We start from the raw sequence: 17,290 nt of genomic DNA, 5'->3' as shown, positions 1-17,290 counted from the left end.
TAGGGACTGTTGCCCCGCACGTTTGCAGGATGGTCGGACCCCTATGCCCCCTCGTCTTTTTGCGCGCCGCCCGGGCCCCCTTCCGGTTCGTTCCGGGTGGGCCATTGCCCTCTGTCTGATGCTGTCGCTCTGGCTTGCGCCGCTGACGGCGCAGGCCCAGTTCGAACACCTCCCGCAGCCGCTGCAGCGGGCGATCGAAAGTCAGCGCCTGCCGCCGGACAATGTCGGTCTCTGGGTCCAGCGGATGTCGGACGGGGCGGTGCTCGCGCGCCTGAACGCCGATCAGCCGTACAACCCGGCCTCGACCATGAAACTGGCCACCTCGCTGGCGGCCCTGAACGAGCTGGGCCCGGACTACACCTGGACCACCGAGGTCTGGGCGACGCGCCCGGTGCGCGGCGGCGTGTTGGCGGGAGACCTGGTGATCCGCGGCACGGGCGATCCCGGCATGGTCAGCGAGGAACACTGGCGTATGCTGGGGCAGCTGCGCCAGACCGGCCTGCGTCGTATCGAGGGCAACGTGATCCTCGACGCCTCGCATTTCGAACTGCCATCCGGGGACCCTGCCGCCTTCAACGACCAGCCGCTGCGGGCCTACAACCAGCTGCCCTATGCCCTGCATGTGAACGCCAACGCGCAGCGCTTTCGCGTGCGACCGGAGCGGCACGGGAACGGGATCGACGTGACGGTGGATCCGCCCCTGCCGGGGTTGGATGTCGTCAATCGCCTGCAGCCGACGCGGGGCAGCTGCGGCGCCTGGCAGCGCGGGATCCGTTTCGATGCCGATCCCGAGGCGCAGCGCGTGACCCTGGCCGGCGAATACCCGGTGAATTGTGGCGACTATGAACTGCTGCGCTCGGTGCTCGCGCCGGAGGCCAACCATGCCGAGATGTTCCGCCTGCATTGGTCGCAGTGGGGCGGCGAGCTGACCGGGGACATCCGCCCCGGCGTGCTGCCGGTGCTGTACGACGAACCGATCCTGCGCCACACCTCGCGCCCGTTGTCGGATCTGATCCGGGTCTCCAACAAGTGGAGCTCCAACGTGATGACCCGGCACCTGCTGCTGACCCTGGGGGCGCGTCACTTCACCCCGCCGGCGACGCTGGAGAAGGGGCAGCAGGCCCTGCTGGAGTCCCTGCGCGGGCTGGATGTCGATGTTGCGGGCATGGTGGTCGACAACGGCTCGGGCCTGAGCCGCGACTCGCGGATGACCTCGCGCCAGCTGGGCCGCATCCTGGAGGCGGGCTGGCAGCACCCGCACCGGCCCGAGTTCCAGTCCTCGCTGGCCCTGGCCGGGCTGGACGGGACCCTGCGCAACCGCTTCCGTAACGGCAGCCAGCGCGATCTGCGCGGGCGGATGCATCTGAAGACCGGGCATCTCAACGAGGTGTCCGCGGTGGCCGGCTATGTACGGACGCGGGGTGGCGATGACCTGGCGGTGGTCGTGCTGGTCAACGATCCACGCGCCCACCGCGGCATGGGGCGCAACCTGCAGGACGCCGTCCTCGAGTGGGCCCACGACCTCTGACGGGTGCACCCCGTTTGTTCACCACGAAGCACACGAAGGCACGAAGAAACCCGCAAGAGCATTTACAGGAAGATGCGAAGGTCAGCAGGGGGCGAGAGGGTGCGCAATCCTTGTGGCTTGCGCAGCCTTTCAGGAGTCTTCCGATCTTCGCGTCTTCCTGTTGGCGCTTTCTGAATTTTCTTCGTGCCTTCGTGTGCTTCGTGGTGAAAAGTGCCTTGCGAACTCAGGGGGACTCGGTCTGCCAGTTGGACAGGATCGGCGCGCGGGAGACCTCGACGTCCAGCGCCGTCAGCCAGCGCGCGACCATGCGATTGGAGTTGTTGCGCAGGGTGTAGGCCTCCGGATGCTCGACGAAGGCCATGTCCCATTCCGGCGAGGTCTTGCGTTCCTCGTATCCCGCTTGCCAGATGCCTTCCAGCTCCTCGCGCAGGACCTCGACCCGTGCCCCCGGAACCGTCAGCAGGTAAAAGTCCGCCAGTGGTACGCGAAGTTGCCCCAGCGTGGATGGCCCGAGCTCGTGGCCGGTCAGTACCTGGCGTCCGAGCGCGGCGCGGGTCGGTACGAGCAACCCGGAGATCCCCTGGAGCGGCCCGGTCCGGCGTTCGACATAGAAGACCCAGTCGCCGTAGGAGTAGCGCAGCCAGGCCCCCGGTCTCCCGGCTGGCAGGATCAGGCTGGAGTGTCGTCCATGGTCCAGCAGGGCCACGGTAACCGGGCCTTCCGGGTCGTCCGGTGGTTGCAGCGTCACGGCCGCGCAGCCCTGCAGCAGCCACAGACTGAGTACCGCAAGGAGCCAGGGCGGGAGGCGGAAGCGGCGCCGTAGCGGGGCCGCGTTGTCGCTGCGACGGCGCATGTCGGGTCAGTGGCGTTCGAGCTTGCCCAGTTCCGACAGGATGGACAGCACCAGCGATTCGCCTTGCGAGCCCATGCCGCGACACAGCACGTCGGGGTCGCGCTCGCCGTCCACCAGGCGCTTGGTAATGCCGCCCAGGCGGGCCATGTCGCCCCCGGCGCGGCTCATCTGCTCGGCCATCTGGGACAGCCAGTGCAGCGACTGGGCATCGCCGCGGGCGGCTCCGTGGATCATCTGCGCCAGTCCCGGGGCCGCCTGGGCCGGGTCTCCGCTTTGCTCCGGGTCGGGCAGGGTGGAGGGGTCCTGCAGCCCGTTCAGGATGGCCGTCAGGATCACCGTGTCCTCGTCGTCCAGACCCTGCAGCAGGGAAGGGTCGCGCTCGCCGTCGAGTACCCGGCGAATGCGCTGGATCAGTTCGCCCCAGCCAGCCTCGTGGGCCTGGTTCAGGACCGGCTCCAGCTCGCGGCGGGTTTCCGGGTTCTGGGTGGCCTGGACCACCAGGTTGATCAGGCCGGCCTGGGCCTGGCGGATCTGTTGCGCGTGTTGTGGATCGATCATGCGGGTCTTCCGGGTTCCTGGCTGTGTGGCGAGGTTAGCATGCCCGGAAGTGCGTTCGACCGGGGCCTGCGGCACAATGGCCCCTCCATTTGCAGAGGATGTCGTGGTGGAAGAGCAGACAGCAGTGGGGCTGTGGGTGGCCCTCGGGATCCTGGCCATCGTGATTGCCGCCCTGGTGGGTTTCTGGGTGGGCCGCGTGACCAGTGACGAACGCAAGCTGATCCGCGAGCTGGAAGAGGAACTGGATCGGCGCATGCAGGAACTGACGCGCTACCGCAGCCAGGTCAACGACCACTTCGACCGCACGGCCACGTTGTTCGCGACCATGGCCGGGTCCTACCGCGACCTCTATCACCACCTGGCCCAGAGCGCCGAGGAGCTGGCGGACAAACCGACCCGCGACCGCCTCGAGGACCGCGCCGGCCAGCTGCTGTCGCACATGACACGCCGCGATTACGGGACCGGCCCGGGCGAGGCGGCCGGCGGCGCCAACGAATCGGACGCCCAGGACGACGAGCCCGCCGCCAAGGGTTCGGGGGAAGAGCCCCGCAAGCCGGACGACCGCCCGCGCCCCGACTGACCGCCGCTACTGAAAAAACCTGTTATCACCACGAAGCCCACGAAGGCACGAAGAAAAGCCGAGTAGCGCTCACAGGAAGACGCGAAGACGGGAAGGTGGCTCGCAAGGCAACGTACACATGGGTTGCGTGCCCTCGCAGTCCTTCCGACCTTCTCCCCTTCCTGTAGCGGTTCTTCAGAGCGGGTGTTCTTCGTGCCTTCGTGGGCTTCGTGGTGAACAAAGGCCCTTGCCCTTGGAGCCCTCCGCGCCGGGGTGTGCCCGACGCGGGGCGGGATCAGAGGGCGGAGATCTGGGCGCGGATCTGGTTGTCCAGGTTCTGGATCCAGTTGTTGTAGTTCGGGTGGATGTTGCCGTCTTCGTAGTTCAGGTTGGCGCTGTCCTTGTAGCGGATGCTGTATTCGCCCGCAGCGAACGGGATCTCCACCACGGCGACGTGGTCGCGCAGGCTGAGCCGGCCTTCCAGCAGCCCGGGCTCGGCCTCTTCCATGCGCCAGCCCAGCGAAGCCCCGGCGGTGCGGATCGCGCGTTCCATCTGCTCGGCGCTCGGACGGTCGCCGTCGACATTCGTGACCGTGGTATCGCTGATGTCCTGCACGGGAACCGTGCCGCGGCAGCCCGCCAGCGCGATCAGGGCGGCGAAGATGATCACCAGCAACGTCTTGGTATTCATAGTGTTTCCCTTAATGGATGCGCGGGGAGTGTAGACCTGCGGAAGCGTCGTTTCCAAGGGCACCGGGGCGTGCGTCTAGGGAGACGCTGATTGAATCGCACGTCCGCGCTCGAGTCGCTTTTGCGTGCGAACAAGGCGCGGTGACTGCCGTGCAGTCATTCTGCACAAGGGAACCGCAACGCCGTTCCCACGCAAAAGCGGCCGAGCCCCTGCTTTCAATGGCTTGTGGGGTTGGTGCCCCCTGTTCCCCGATCCTGCGTTGCGCCGCTTGCGGGTAGAACCACTACCCGCTGCACGACGCGCCTTGTCTCGGAAAACAGGGGGCACCAACGCGGACGTGCGATTCAATCAGCGTCTCCCTAACGGCGGATCACACCCAGCGAACGCAGCAGCCCCAGCGGGCGCATTCCACGGCGCAGCAGGTGGCCGGCAACCATGGCGATGATCCGCAGGGTATCCGCGGTCGGCCGGTAGTGGCTGGGGCGGTGGTTTTCCGGGTAGATGCAGCGTACCGGGACCACCCGTGCCGGGAATCCCAGCCGTTCGGCGACGATCAGGGCCTCGCTCTCGAATACGAAGCCGCGGGCCCGGTGGTGGGCCAGGTCCAGGCGCCGCAGCAGGGCGGCCGGATAGAGGCGGAAACCGGATTGGGAGTCCCGTAGGGGTTGCCCGGAGGCCCAGGCAATCCAGAAGTCGGCCATGCGGTTGCCGAACAGGCGCAGCGGCGGGGTGTGTTCGCGGCCCTTGAGGCGTGCGCCCAGGACCAGCCGGTTCGGCGTCTCGTGCCACGCGGCGATCAGCGCGGGGATCTCGGTGGTGTCGTGCTGGCCGTCGGCATCCAGGGTCACCACCGCATCGGCGCCGGTGGCCAGGGCATGCTGCATCCCGGCCCACAGGGCGGCGGCCTTGCCACTGTTCTCGTCCATGCGCAGGACTTCGGCCTGATCCTCGATCAGGCGGGCGGTGGCGTCCTCGGAGCCGTCGTCCACTACGATCACCCGGTCCACCTGCGCGCGGGCGCCGGCCACCACCGCTTCGATGGTGGCCGCCTCGTTGTGGGCGGGGATCAGCGCGACGACCGTGCTCATGGGCGCATCAGGCGAGGGCGCCGTTGACACCGATCACCTGGCCGGAGACGTAACTGGCCGCGTCGCTGGCCAGGAAGCCGACCACGCCCGCGACCTCCTCGGGCCGGCCGGCGCGGCGCATCGGCACCAGATTGCGGATATGTTCGGCATCAAAGCTGCCCTCGCTCATGGGGCTCTCGATGATGCCGGGGGCGACCGCGTTGGCGGTAATGCCGCGCGAGGCGACCTCCTGGGCCAGCGAGCGAATGGCGCCGTGCAGGCCGGCCTTGGCCGCCGCGTAATTGGTCTGGCCGCGATTGCCGATCTGCCCGGCTACCGAGGAGATCGCGATCACCCGGCCCCAGCGGGTGGTGATCATCGGCAGCAGCAGCGGCTGGGTCACGTTGTAGAAGCCGTTGAGGCCGACATCGATCGGGCGGTCCCATTGTTCGCGGCGCATCCCGGCCAGTGGCGCGTCGTCGTGGATGCCGGCGTTGTGGACGAGGATCTGTACCGGCTGCTCGGCCGCGAGGGGGTCCAGCGTCTCGCGGCAGGCCCCCTCGTCGGTGATGTCGAATACCAGCACCCGGGCCTGGCCGCCATCGGCCCGGATGGCATCGGCGGTCGCCTCGGCCGCGGCGGCGTTGCGATGGGCATGCAGGATGACCTCGTGGCCGGCCATGGCCAGGGCGTGGCCGATGGCGGCGCCGATGGCGCCACTGCCGCCGGTAATCAGGGCGCGTGCAGTCACGGGCTGTCCTCGTCGTCGGCGGGTTGCAGGATGACGGTCGCGCGGGCGCTCAGCACCGGCTGTGCGCCCGCGCTTACGCGCAGGTCGTAGATGGAGCTGTTGCGGTCCGACAGGATGCAGTCCGCGTGGATCTCCAGTGCCGCTCCCAGGCTGTCGAGGCGACGGGTCTGCAGCTGCAGATCCCGCACCGCCGCCAGATAGCCGGCGCGCGCCGGCCCGGCATCGGCCAGCAGGGCGCCGTGCACGGCCATGCCCTGGGCGCCGTATTCCAGCGCCGCCAAGGCATGCAGCCCGGCCTCGCCGCGCAGCGGGTTGGCCGGGTCGCGGTGGCTTTCGGCACGGCAATGGATGGTGGTGTCGGACCAGGCCTCCACCGTATCCAGCAGACACATCGCGCCGGCATGCGGCAGCAGCCGGCAGATGGCCTCGTGATCCAGGGTCTCGGGTCGGGATGACATGCGCGGGATCTTCCTGATCCGGGCGGATGGTTCAGGGCCCGACCCGGATGTTCAGGGACCGGCCCAGCGGCGCCTCAAGCGTAACATTTCCGGGCGTGCCCCGGACCAGCCGTTCCAGCAGGGGCAGGGCGCGCGCGGCCGGATTGCTCCCGCGCAGCGCCTCCAGGTCATCACTGTGGCAGGGGTCGGCCGCGGCCGGCCCTCCGAGGTCGAGCTGCAGCTGCCAGGGTGCGCCGTCCACCGGGCCCAGGCGCAGGGCCACGGCAAAGGGGTGATGGATGGGCCGCACGTGGATGAAGCTGTCCATGGACGGCACGTCGTAGCAGGCCAGCAGCACGTCGCCGCCCTCGTCCAGCTGCAGTGTCGCGGCCTCCAGCAGCCCCGCGGCCAGGCTGGCGTTGTAGCCGGACAGCGCCGTGGCCGGCGCCGGGTTGCGGGTCGCGATCGACCAGTTGCCGGCCGGGGCATTGTGCACCGAGTTGTGAAACTGCACCGGCGACACTACCGGCTCCGGCTGGGTCAGGGCATCGCAGATGCGGTCGATGATGTCCATGTCGCCGGAGGATGACGCGAACACGCTGCGCAGCCGGCTGCGATCGGCCCCTTCGGTGGCCTCTTCCGCGACCTTCAGGGCGAGGCGGATGGTGGCGGTGGTGCGTCGGCGCTCGTTGGCCGGAAGCAGCCCGGGCGGAGGGACGTGGACCTCGCGGCTCGCCAGCGGGGTCTCGCCGGCCAGCACGGGGCGGGCACTGTCGAAGTCGTCCAGTCCCGGGCCCAGCAGCCCCACGGCATGGAGTCCAATGGCCTTCATGGCGCGGCCTCCAGCAGCAGGCTGCAGTTGTTGCCGCCAAAGCCGAAGGCATTCACCAGTACCCGTTGTACCGGGCGCGGTTCCGCCTCGCCGCGGGCCTCGAGGTCCAGTTGCGGATCCAGCATCTTCAGGCCGGCCGTGGGTGGCACAAAGCCGCCGTCCAGACTGGCCAGGGCCTGGGCCACGCCCACCGCGCCGGCGGCGCCCAGGGTGTGTCCGGTCAGACCCTTGGTGCCTACGGCGCGCGGGCGCGGCCCCAGGCTGCGCACCAGGGCGCGGGCCTCGGCGCCGTCGTTGGCCGGGGTTGCGGTGGCATGCATCAGCACGTAGTCGATCTCGTCGCCCCGACGTCCGCCGCGCTCCAGCGCCTGTTGCAAGGCGGTCGCGGCCCCCAGGCCCTCGGGGTGCGGGGCGGACATGTGGTGGGCGTCGCTGGATTCGCCGTGACCGGTCAGCCGTGGTCCCGTGGTATCCGGCGAGGGGCGTTCCAGCAGGAAGAAGCCGGCGGCCTCGCCGATCGAGATCCCGGCGCGGTCGCGGTCCAGCGGGGTGCAGGGCTGCGCGGCCACCAGTTGCAGGGCATTGAAGCCATACAGCGTCATGCCGCACAGGCTGTCGACACCGCCGACCACGGCCGCGTCGCAAAGCCCCGCGGCCATGTAGCGACGGGCATCGGCGAAGACCTTGGCGCTGGACGAGCAGGCGGTGGAGACCACCAGGGCCGGCCCCGACAGGCCGAAGCGGGTGGCGACGAAATCGGCCAGCGAGAACATGTTCTGGGTGTGCTGGTAGTCGTAATCCGGGGGCAGGGCCCTGGTCTGCGGGTCGCGCCGGTGGTAGGCGGCCTCGGTGGCGGCGATGCCCGAGGTGCTGGTGCCCAGCAGCACGGCCACCCGGTCGGCGCCGTAGCGCGCAACGGCGGCCGCCACCGCGTCGGCGAAGCCATCCTGGCGCAGGCCCAGTTCGGCGAGCTGGTTGTTGCGGCACTGAAACGGGGCGAGCTCGCCTTTCAGGGTGATGGCCTCCACGCCGGGCACGCGGCCGATGTGGGTGTCCAGACTCACGCTTTCCAGATCGCAGGGGCGCAGCCCGCTGACCCCGTTGCGCAGGGCCTCGGCGTTGGCGGCGATCCCGGTTCCGGCAGCGCTTGTCAGGGTGTGGGCGGTGATGACCAGTGGGTCCATGGGGCGTGTTCTGTGGATAGTGGCCGGAGGCGATTCCGGGTGGATGGGTGTCAGGCGGCATCGCCTGGATCAGTGTTTTCCTGGGTTGACCTCGGGCGCCAGCAGGGCCGCCGCGAGGAAGGAAAATACCACGCCCAGCACCACGGTGAGGCCCAGGGCCTGCAGGACCGGAAGGCTGGAAAGGGCCAGCAGCCCGAACACCACCAGGGTCGACAGCGCGCAGACGCCGACCGAGCGCAGGTTGCGCAGGCGCGCCGCGGCATCCCGCAGGGGGCGGCTGAAGAACACCGCGTAGTCCAGACACAGCCCGGCGATCAGCAGCAGCGCGATCAGGTGGAACAGCGACAGCCGGACGCCCAGCAGGATCAGCGCGGCCAGGGTCAGCAGCAAGCCGGTGCCGACGGCCGTCAGGATGCGCAGGCTGCGCCCCGGGGCCCGAGTGGCGACCAGCAGCAGGAGCGCGACGGCCACAAGACCCAGCGCCAGGCGCTGCAGGGCCTCGTCGCGGAAGCCGATGACCAGTTCCTCGGAGGCCCGGAAGAAATCGATGTGGTGCACGCCTGCGCCGGTCCCCTCCCGTTCCGACAGGTCGGCCCGCGGGATGTCTGCGGCCCAGCGCGCCAGGGCCTCGTCATCCCGGACCCCTTGCAGGCGGACCCAGGCGGTCCAGCCCTGGCCCTCCTCGTGTGGCTGAAGCAGGGGGTCGAGCGCGTTGCGCAGGGGGCCGTCCGGCAGGGTCTCCGGGGCCAGAAGTGCCTGCTCGCGAGCCGCCGAGATGTCCTCCACAAAGGGTGCGAAGGCCCCCTCGCGGAACCCGAGATCCGCGCTCGCCGCTGCCAGGCGTTCGCGCAGGTCATCGGGGTGCGGCAGCGCGGCCTGGCGTTGTTGCTGGCGCTGCCGGCTTGGCAGTACCTCGGCGGGGTGGCCGAAGCCGTCCACGAGCCCGGATGCGCGCAGGGCGTCCAGCCCCGGGCCCAGGGCCTCGCTGGCGCGCAGGGCCTGCTCCGCGGAGTCGGCGGTGATCAGCAGGGCGTGGCGGACGTCCGGTAGTCCGAGTGCGCCACGCAGGTCCTGATCCAGCGCGACCTGCTCCTCCGGCACCGGGTGCAGCGCGGACAGGCGGTCTTCCCAGGGAAAGGGGTCGGCGCTCGCCACCACGGCGACCGCGGCCAGGGCCAGCAGGGCCACGCCCCAGCGAGCGAGGGCCGGGGGCCGGGCGAGTGCGGCCGGCAGCGGCAGGCGCAGGGCCGGCAGGCCCTCGCGCTGCAACCGGGCGGGAACCAGGACCGGCAGGACCCAGCGGGTGGTCACGGCGGCCACGGCCACACCGGTCAGCACGAAGAGCCCCAGCTGTGCCATGCCGGAGAAGCCGGTCAGGGCCATCAGGGCAAATACCAGCACGGTGCTGCCGGCGCCCAGGGCGATCACGGGCCCCAGTTCGCGCGCGGCCTGCGCCAGGCGTGCGTCCCCGGGGTGCGGGCTGTCCTGCCGCTGGGCGTGGGCGAACAGGTGCAAGGGGTAGTCCAGGGCGATCCCCAGTACGGTGATGCCGAAGGCCAGCGCGATCCCGTGCAGGTGCCCGAAGACCGCGGTGACCACCGCCGCCGCGATGAGGATACCGCTCGCCAGTGGCACGGCCGCCAGCCAGACCGGATGCGGGTGGCGGAACACCGCCAGCAGCAGGAGGGCCAGGGCGATACTGGCGCCGGTGGTGATCCAGGTGACCTCGCCACGGATGGTGGCCCGCGATTCCACCGCGATGACCGCGGGACCGGCAATCTGCAGGCGCAGCTCGGGCGGGTCGAGGTCGGCGAAGGCGGCGCGCGTGCGGTCGATCAGGGCTGCCTGGGCGTCCAGGTCCATGCCATCGGCGGCGCTGCGCAGGACCAGCAGCGCCCGTTCACGATCGGGGGTTACCCAGACCCCGTCCGGCCCGGTCGTCGCCCGGCTGCCGGTGGCGGCGAGCTGCTCCAGAACGACGCGGGTCTCGGCGGTGGGGTCGCGCGGGATCAGTTCCCGGGGCAGCTCCGGGACGGCGCTGGAGAGGTCATCGCGGCGCGCCTGCAGGTGTTCGCGCAGGGCATCCTGGCTGAAGGCATCGGCATGGATTCGCGGGCTCAGCAGGTAGCGATGTTCGATCAGGAATTCCAGGGCCGGGTCGTCGGGGTCCAGGCGGCCGTTGTGGACGCCCGCCACGTCCGGGACATCCTCCAGAGCGGCGACCAGGGCATCGCTGGCCGCGGCCCGATCGCGTGCCTCGCCCCCGGCGATCGCCAGCAGCAACATACGTCCGGCCGGGCCGGCCCCGGGATCCAGCACGATGCCGTCGGCGCTGACCGGGTCCGGGGCAAAGCCCTGCAGGTCGGTAACCAGTTCGCCGCGCAGGGCCAGCGTGAGCGTGGCCAGCGTGAGCGCGGCCAGCCACAGGCCCAGGGCGATGCGGGACGGGCACATCAATCAGTGTTTCCCTAGTCCGCGTACTGTGGCGGCTCGAAGCGCATGTGGCTTTGGTGTCCGCCGGACTCGACCGTGATCAGTTCGCGTAGTTCGTCGCCGGCGCCGGTCAGGGTCAGTTCGGGGACCATGCGGCGCAGGGCGCGGTCCCGTGGGACGAGCTCCAGGGTCCAGGCCTCCATGTCGCCCGTCAGCTCGATCTCGAAATCGGCCTCCAGTTGCTCGCGGTCGCCGTTCAGCAGGGCGCGGAACAGGCCGGTCAGGGTGGCCAGGGCGGGCTGTTCGTTCAGGTCGATCTCGCGGCTGGAGCCACGCCGTTCCAGGGTGAGGGTGTCGCCCTCGATGTGCACGGTCTCGCCACGCGGGCCGTCGACCTGGCGGGTAAGGGTATCGGGGGGCTCGAAGGCAAGCGAGCCCGAACGTGTCTCCGGGAATTCCAGCATCGGATCGTCGCGGCGCTCCTCGAACGCGAGGGTCGCTTCCCGCTCGGTGGTCAGGGCTTCCAGCAATGCGCCGAGGGTGTCGTTGGCCAAGGCCGATACAGGGGCGAGAAGACCCAAGGCCAGGATCAGCGTGATGCCGGACTGGCGGATACGCGGGCCAAGGCCGTGGCCTCGCCTATTTGGATGCATCGTCCCAGAAGTCATAGAAATTGAACCAGTTGTAGGGGGCCTCGCGTACCCGCGCCGCGAGGCGGTCGGCATAGCGCTGTACCCACTGGGCCAGGATCTCGTCACGCTGCCCGCGCGGGGCGTCGAGGGTCTCGGCGAAGGGTTCGAAGACGATATCGTAGCGGTTGCCGCCGCGATAGAGCCCGAAGCACAGGATCACCGGGACCTTGAGTACCGCGGCCAGCAGAAGCGGTCCCTGCGGGAACAGCGCGGTGTCGCCGAGGAAGTCGCAGGCGACCATCTTGTCGCTCTCGGCGACGCGGTCGCCCAGAGTGGCGATCAGCTCTCCGCGGTCCAGGCACTCGCGGGCCTGGATCAGGGTCTCGGTGCGGCCCAGCGGTATTACCGATGCGGCCACCTCGGGATTCAGCGCCTCCAGGACCTGGGTGATGCTCTGGTTGTGGTCGCTGTACATCAGGACCCGCACCGGGAAGTCGTACTTGCCCACCGCCAGGGCGCGCAGGGCCTCGAAGCTGCCGAGGTGCGCGCCCAGCAGGATCGCGCCGCGGCCGCTGTCCACGTGTTCGAGGAAGGTCTCGCGGTTGTGGACCCGGATATCGAGGCAGGCATCCTGCCCGGCGAGCAGGAAGACCCGGTCGAGGATCACCGCGGCGAAGCTGTGCAGGTGGCGCGCCAGGTCCGCCAGCCGCGGCTCGCGCTGCAGCGCCCGGCGCAGGTAATTGCGACTGTGCCGCCGCGACTGCGGCGCGAACAGCAGGAAATACGCGGTAATCGGGTACAGCAGCGCGCGGCTGGCCCGGCGCCCGAGATTGAGGGCCACCCACAGGATGATGCGCAGGGCCAGCGGCGAGCCCCGTTCCGCCTGCTGGAACCAGGCGCGGCTCATGGGTCCGGGGTGTCGTGGAGCGTGACCAGCTGGCCGGAACAGAAGGTGACCGGTGGCTCGCCCTCGGCGGCCACGACGCGAAACCCCTGTCGCCCGCCACGACCGGGCGGGTCGATCTCGATGCGAAACGCGGCCTCCGGTGTCAGCGGCGCGAGGAACTTGACCTGCGGGAGGGCCGCGACCGGTCCGAGACCGTGGGCCCGCGCGACCGCTGCCACCTGATCGAGGATTACCACGCCGGGGACCACCGGGTGGCCGGGGAAATGCCCGGGCAGGGACGGGTGCTCGGCCCCGATGCGGCGGATGGTGGACTGGACGGCCGTCGGTTGCATGGGGCGGCGCGCCGTCAGGCGCACTGGCCGTGGTGGGCGAGCAGGTCCAGCAGGACCTGACGCGGCAGCTTGCCGGTGGCCGAGCGCGGCAGGTGGTCGACCCGCACCAGTGGGCGCGGCAGGAACAGCGGGTCCAGGCAGTCGGCCAGTGCCGCCTGGATCTCGGCCTCGCTGCATTCCGGTGCGACCACCAGGGCCGCCAGGCGGGTGACGCCGTGCGTGTCCGACTCGGGATCCGGCGGGATGAAGACGCCGTCGAGCACCCCGGGGATGGCATTCAGGCGCCGGTTCAGATCGGCCAGCGAGGCGCGCTTGCCGGCGATATTCAGTTGATCGGCGAGACGGCCTTCCATGCGGAAAAGGCCCGTGTCCTGCACCTCGATATGGTCCGGGAGCGGCACCGGAACAGGGTGCTGCGGGCCCTGGACCCACGCGCGCCCAGTGTCTCCGGGATGGATCTCCACCCCGGGATAGGTGGTCCAGGCGGACTCGCGGGTCGTGCGGCGCGTGGCGATGGCCCCCGCCTCGGTGCAGCCGTAGATCTCGTCGAGGGGGCAGCCGAAGACCCGCTCGGCCTGAGCGGCGGTATCCGGGGACAGCGGCGCAGTGGCGCAGAGGATGCGGGTCGGTGACGGCCATTCGAGGCCGGCGCGCAGGCAGGCCTTCAGGTGGAAGGGCGTGGTCACCAGCACCGCCGGGGCGCTGTCGGCCAGCGCCGTGCGCACGTCCTCGGGGTAGAACGGGCGCCCGGCCAGCAGCGTGGTGTGCCCCAGCAGGGCACACAGCACGGTCGATTCCAGGCCGTACATATGCTGTGGCGGTACCGTGCCGACCAGGGTGGGGCCGGGGTTGCCCGCCAGGTCGAGGGCCTCCAGGGCCTGGGCGGTGACCGCATGCAGGGCCGTCCAGCTGCGGGCGTGCGCCGTGGGCGTGCCAGTACTGCCGGAGGAGAACGCCAGGACGGCGGTCTGCTCGCCAGGGATCGCGGGCACGGGGCCCACGGCCTCGCCCGCCTCGCCGCGGGCGGCGACGCGCAGGACCGGGATGGCGATCTCGGCGTCCGGGCCGTCCACCAGGGCGATGGCATCCGGATACTGGCCGGCGATCTCGGCCAGGGTCGTGCGGCCGCGGTTGGGCGGCAGCAGGTTGGTCTGACCCCGCAGCAGGATCGCGGCAAAGGCGACCGCGAAGTGGTAGCGGTCCTGGCACAGATTGAAGGCCGCGCGGGCCGGCGGCAGTTGCGCGGCCAGTGCCTGCACGTCGGCGAGGAACGCCGCGCGCGAGACCCGGCGATCCCCGATCCGGGCCAGCGGTTCCGGGGCTTCGGCGATCAGCGGCCGCATGTCCGTTGTCGGGTCCGTCACGGGTGCCTCAGCATCCGGTGGTGATCGACCCGCGCGAGCTCGATCAGGTAGGCCAGGAAACCGCTGCGCGGCTCGTCGCGCAGCAGCCAGAGGCGCAGCGGGTACTCCAGCAGGAACAGGCTGGCCAGCAGCAGGTAGTTGATTCCGTTGGCGAACAGCGCCCAGGTCGTTGCGGAGGCGAACAGCGCCAGCCAGGCGGAGACCAGGGCGAGGACACCGCACAGCAGCGCCCAGGCGATGGTCAGATTGCGCGTGTAGCGATGCACCGCGGGGGTGTCGGAGGCGCCCATGGCCAGGGCGTAGCGGGTGATCAGCGGCGTGGAGCCGGGGCGCAGCGAGCGCGCGAACAGCCACGCCAGCAGCCCCATGATCAGGACCGGGATGGTGTACAGCAGCCAGGTTCCGGCGCCAAGGGTCAGTAACAGGGCGACGGTGGCGGCCTGCGCCAGGACCAGCGCGGCCCGCCCGGCGGGCCCCAGGGCCCCCCAGCTCGCCACCAGGATCAGCACGGCCAGGATCGCCAGCGGCAGCAAGGGGACCTCGAAGGCCACGCCGAGCACGACCGCGACCGGATAGCACAGGGCCACGCTGGCGGCGAGGGGGGTGTTCACGACGCGGCTCGGTTCGCCTCGATGTGGGCGCTCAGGGCGCGCAGGGATGCAAAGATCTGGCGGTTGTTCTCGTCGTCGGAACGGATCTGGACGCCGTAGGCGCGCGAGATCGCCAGGGCCAGTTCCAGGGCGTCGATGGAGTCCAGACCCAGCCCGTCGCGGAACAGGGCGTCTTCCGGCTCGATCTCCCCCGCCGTCACGTCCTCCAGATTGAGAGTGTCGACGATCAGTTGGGCGACTTCCTGTTCGAACGCTGTTTGCGATGCCACGTGTTCCCCCGGGGTGTCGTGATGTGCGGTTTTGTGACCGCCCGCGAACTTCCACTTCGCGTGGCGGTCACCCTGCTGGGCGCCGATGATACCCACACCTTGGGGGTCGTGGTACCCTCGCGACCGGTTCGGGTCGCCGTTTTGGGCGCCCGGATGGCCAGTGGAGACAGCATTTGAAACAAGCGGTAGAGAACGCGGGAACGGACGGTCGCTGTCAGGTACTGGTCATTGGCGGCGGTCCGGCCGGTTCCACCGTTGCCTCCCGGCTGGCGCAGAAGGGTCGCGACGTGGTGCTGCTGGAGAAGGCCCGGCATCCGCGTTTCCACATCGGCGAATCCCTGCTGCCGATGAACATGCCGCTGTTCGAGGAGCTGGGGATTGCCGACGCGGTCGCGACCCTCGGCATCCCCAAGCACGGGGCCGAATTCACCATCCCCGAGGCGCCCGATGCGCCGCGCACCTACTACTTCGAACGTGCCCTGAACGAAGATACCCCCGCCTCGGCCTACGAGGTGCGGCGTTCGGAGTTCGATCACCTGCTGCTGGAGAACAGCGCGCGCCTGGGGGTCCGGGTGCTGGAGGAGGTGACGGTCTCGGATGTGGCCCTGGCCGACCCGGCGAACGGCGGGACCCAGCAGGTGACCGCGCGCGACGCGGCCGGGAACACGCTGGAGTTCGAGGCCGACTTCGTGGTCGATGCCTCCGGGCGCGATACCTTCCTGGCGCGCCGCCTCGATCTGAAGACGCGCAACGCGGAGCACAACAGCGCGGCCATCTTCGGCCACTTCAATAATGTGCCGCGGCGTCCCGGAAGAGATGCCGGCAACATCAGTATCTACTGGTTCCAGCATGGCTGGATCTGGATGATCCCGCTGCGTGACGGTGCGATGAGCGTGGGCGCGGTGTGCTTTCCGGAATACCTGAAGACGCGCAGGACCAAGCCGGAGGCGTTCCTGTGGGAGACGCTGAAGCTGTGTCCCCCGGCGTTCGAGCGCATGCAGGGCGCGGAACTGGCCGGTCCGGTGAATGCCACCGGCAATTTCTCCTACCGCTCGCGTCAGGCCCACGGGCCGGGCTACCTGCTGGTGGGCGATGCCTTTACCTTTGTCGACCCGGTGTTCTCCAGCGGGGTCTATATCGCGATGTCGGGGGGCTTCCGCGCCGCGGACGCGGTGGACCGCTGCCTCGCGCGTCCGGCGCGCGCCGGGCGCTACCTGCGGGCGTTCGAGCGCGACGTTCGCCGGGGCGTACGCCGCTTCTCCTGGCTGATCTACCGCTTCAACAGCCCGGTGATGCGCAAGCTGTTCATGGGGCCGCGCAACACCCTGGGCATGGAGCAGGCGGTGATCTCCCTGCTGGCCGGCGATGTCTACCGCAACACCCGCGTGCAGTGGTCGCTGCGCGCCTTCAAGGCCGTGTACTACACCCAGATAGCGCTGAATCTGCCGCGGGCCCTGCACTTCTGGGCGCGGCGCCGGCGCAACGCGCGGCTGCGTTTCACCGGCGGCACGACCCCCGAAGACGAGGCCTGAGCGGACTCGCGTGGGTGCGGCACGGGTCGGACTGGGGCGCATCGGCGCGGATGGCCTGGCGACCTTCGCGCTGTCGAACCTGATCATCCTGGCAACCGGCGGCCTCTCCTGGCTGCTGCTGTGGACCCATGCCCTGCGCTGGTCACGACAGCTTCGCTGCCCCGGAAGGGGCCGGTGCATCCTCGTGCTGGGGCAGCAACTGGAGGCCGGGGCGCCAGGTCCGGGGTACCGTCTGCGCCTGTTGCGCGCGGTGCGGCTGGCGCGGCGCAACCCCGAGGCCCGGATCCTCGTGCTGGGCGGGCAGACGTCCCCGCAGGGCCCGACCGAGGCCGCCGCGGGCGCCGCATTTCTGCGCCGCCACGGCATTGCGGCCGAGCGTATCCAGACGGAGGATGCCTCCCGGCACACCCTGGAGAACCTGCGCAACGCGCGTGACCTGCTGGCGCGGGAGCCGCATGACGACGCGCCGCTGGTGCTGATTACCAGCCGCTTCCATCTCGCCCGGTCGGCGGCGATGGCGCGTGGCATGGGGTTGCGCATCTGCCCCTGTCCGGCCGAGCTGGGCTCGCGGGTGTCCGCGGCCCGGCTGGCACGGGAGGCCTGGATGCTGCACTGGTACCACGTGGGCCGCGGCTTTGCCCGCCTCATCCGCCACCGCGGCATGCTCGAACGCATTAGCTGAGTTGTTCACCACGAAGCGCACGAAGGCACGAAGAAAACCGGAAAAACATCTACAGGAAGATGGGAAGA

The 17,290-nt window shown here is 70.0% G+C and carries 19 protein-coding genes; 4 read left to right on the top strand and 15 right to left on the bottom strand.

Annotated features, from left to right (window positions below):
- The first annotated feature begins 118 nt into the window (after positions 1-118).
- On the top strand, positions 119-1,528 hold the full coding sequence (dacB, locus tag D107_RS0108010) for a D-alanyl-D-alanine carboxypeptidase/D-alanyl-D-alanine-endopeptidase (RefSeq protein ID WP_018881209.1): 1,410 nt from the start codon (positions 119-121) through the stop codon (positions 1,526-1,528).
- Between the two features lie 223 nt (positions 1,529-1,751).
- Here dacB and D107_RS0108005 read toward each other — a convergent pair whose 3' ends face one another.
- Positions 1,752-2,381, bottom strand: a complete 630-nt coding sequence (locus D107_RS0108005) for a hypothetical protein (protein WP_018881208.1) — start codon at positions 2,379-2,381, stop codon at positions 1,752-1,754.
- 6 nt (positions 2,382-2,387) lie between these two features.
- The gene (locus tag D107_RS0108000; protein ID WP_018879928.1) at positions 2,388-2,939 is read right to left on the bottom strand and encodes a hypothetical protein; all 552 of its coding nucleotides are present in this window, start codon (positions 2,937-2,939) and stop codon (positions 2,388-2,390) included.
- Between the two features lie 106 nt (positions 2,940-3,045).
- Between D107_RS0108000 and D107_RS0107995 the strand changes: the two genes are divergently transcribed.
- Positions 3,046-3,519, top strand: a complete 474-nt coding sequence (locus D107_RS0107995; RefSeq protein ID WP_026279162.1) for a YhcB family protein — start codon at positions 3,046-3,048, stop codon at positions 3,517-3,519.
- Positions 3,520-3,793: 274 nt separating this feature from the next.
- On the opposite strand, the gene D107_RS0107990 is transcribed toward D107_RS0107995, so the two are convergent.
- From D107_RS0107990 to D107_RS0107930, 13 genes are all read right to left on the bottom strand, one after another.
- Complete coding sequence (locus D107_RS0107990; RefSeq protein WP_018865756.1) at positions 3,794-4,189, bottom strand: hypothetical protein; 396 nt, start codon at positions 4,187-4,189, stop codon at positions 3,794-3,796.
- 359 nt (positions 4,190-4,548) lie between these two features.
- A complete protein-coding gene (locus D107_RS0107985) occupies positions 4,549-5,277 on the bottom strand; it encodes a glycosyltransferase family 2 protein (protein ID WP_018881207.1) in 729 nt (242 codons plus the stop codon).
- Between the two features lie 7 nt (positions 5,278-5,284).
- Entirely contained in the window at positions 5,285-6,007 is a 723-nt protein-coding gene (gene fabG / locus D107_RS0107980) for a 3-oxoacyl-ACP reductase FabG (protein WP_018865754.1), read from the bottom strand.
- The gene (locus D107_RS0107975; RefSeq protein WP_018865753.1) at positions 6,004-6,465 is read right to left on the bottom strand and encodes a hypothetical protein; all 462 of its coding nucleotides are present in this window, start codon (positions 6,463-6,465) and stop codon (positions 6,004-6,006) included. The genes fabG and D107_RS0107975 overlap by 4 nt, the downstream gene beginning before the upstream one ends.
- A gap of 31 nt (positions 6,466-6,496) precedes the next feature.
- Entirely contained in the window at positions 6,497-7,276 is a 780-nt protein-coding gene (locus D107_RS0107970; RefSeq protein ID WP_018865752.1) for a beta-ketoacyl synthase chain length factor, read from the bottom strand.
- Complete coding sequence (locus D107_RS0107965) at positions 7,273-8,460, bottom strand: beta-ketoacyl-ACP synthase (RefSeq protein ID WP_018881206.1); 1,188 nt, start codon at positions 8,458-8,460, stop codon at positions 7,273-7,275. The genes D107_RS0107970 and D107_RS0107965 overlap by 4 nt, the downstream gene beginning before the upstream one ends.
- A 69-nt stretch (positions 8,461-8,529) precedes the next feature.
- The gene (locus D107_RS0107960) at positions 8,530-10,914 is read right to left on the bottom strand and encodes an MMPL family transporter (protein ID WP_018881205.1); all 2,385 of its coding nucleotides are present in this window, start codon (positions 10,912-10,914) and stop codon (positions 8,530-8,532) included.
- A gap of 14 nt (positions 10,915-10,928) precedes the next feature.
- Entirely contained in the window at positions 10,929-11,474 is a 546-nt protein-coding gene (locus D107_RS0107955; protein WP_038035260.1) for a LolA-related protein, read from the bottom strand.
- Positions 11,475-11,532: 58 nt separating this feature from the next.
- On the bottom strand, positions 11,533-12,432 hold the full coding sequence (locus D107_RS0107950) for a lipid A biosynthesis acyltransferase (protein ID WP_018865748.1): 900 nt from the start codon (positions 12,430-12,432) through the stop codon (positions 11,533-11,535).
- Entirely contained in the window at positions 12,429-12,764 is a 336-nt protein-coding gene (locus D107_RS0107945) for a hypothetical protein (protein ID WP_026280777.1), read from the bottom strand. Before D107_RS0107945 ends, D107_RS0107950 begins: the two co-directional genes overlap by 4 nt.
- A 14-nt stretch (positions 12,765-12,778) precedes the next feature.
- On the bottom strand, positions 12,779-14,107 hold the full coding sequence (locus tag D107_RS0107940; RefSeq protein ID WP_018881203.1) for an AMP-binding protein: 1,329 nt from the start codon (positions 14,105-14,107) through the stop codon (positions 12,779-12,781).
- 17 nt (positions 14,108-14,124) lie between these two features.
- Positions 14,125-14,739 carry a hypothetical protein gene (locus tag D107_RS0107935; RefSeq protein WP_018879918.1) on the bottom strand — a complete coding sequence of 205 codons (615 nt, stop codon included), beginning with the start codon at positions 14,737-14,739 and terminating at the stop codon, positions 14,125-14,127.
- Positions 14,736-15,008: a phosphopantetheine-binding protein gene (locus tag D107_RS0107930; RefSeq protein ID WP_026280776.1), complete on the bottom strand. Its 273-nt coding sequence runs from the start codon at positions 15,006-15,008 to the stop codon at positions 14,736-14,738. Before D107_RS0107930 ends, D107_RS0107935 begins: the two co-directional genes overlap by 4 nt.
- Before the next feature lie 173 nt (positions 15,009-15,181).
- Here D107_RS0107930 and D107_RS0107925 point away from each other — a divergent pair, with 173 nt between their 5' ends.
- Complete coding sequence (locus D107_RS0107925) at positions 15,182-16,540, top strand: NAD(P)/FAD-dependent oxidoreductase (protein WP_018881201.1); 1,359 nt, start codon at positions 15,182-15,184, stop codon at positions 16,538-16,540.
- A 10-nt stretch (positions 16,541-16,550) separates the two neighbouring features.
- Complete coding sequence (locus D107_RS0107920) at positions 16,551-17,222, top strand: YdcF family protein (RefSeq protein ID WP_018865742.1); 672 nt, start codon at positions 16,551-16,553, stop codon at positions 17,220-17,222.
- The last annotated feature ends 68 nt before the right edge of the window (positions 17,223-17,290 follow it).

The organism is Thioalkalivibrio sp. ALE30 (assembly GCF_000377465.1).
In the GTDB taxonomy this organism is placed as follows: Bacteria; Pseudomonadota; Gammaproteobacteria; order Ectothiorhodospirales; family Ectothiorhodospiraceae; genus Thioalkalivibrio.
The sequence above is the reverse complement of the archived record's forward strand: the minus strand, read 5'-3'. Positions and strand labels throughout refer to the sequence as shown.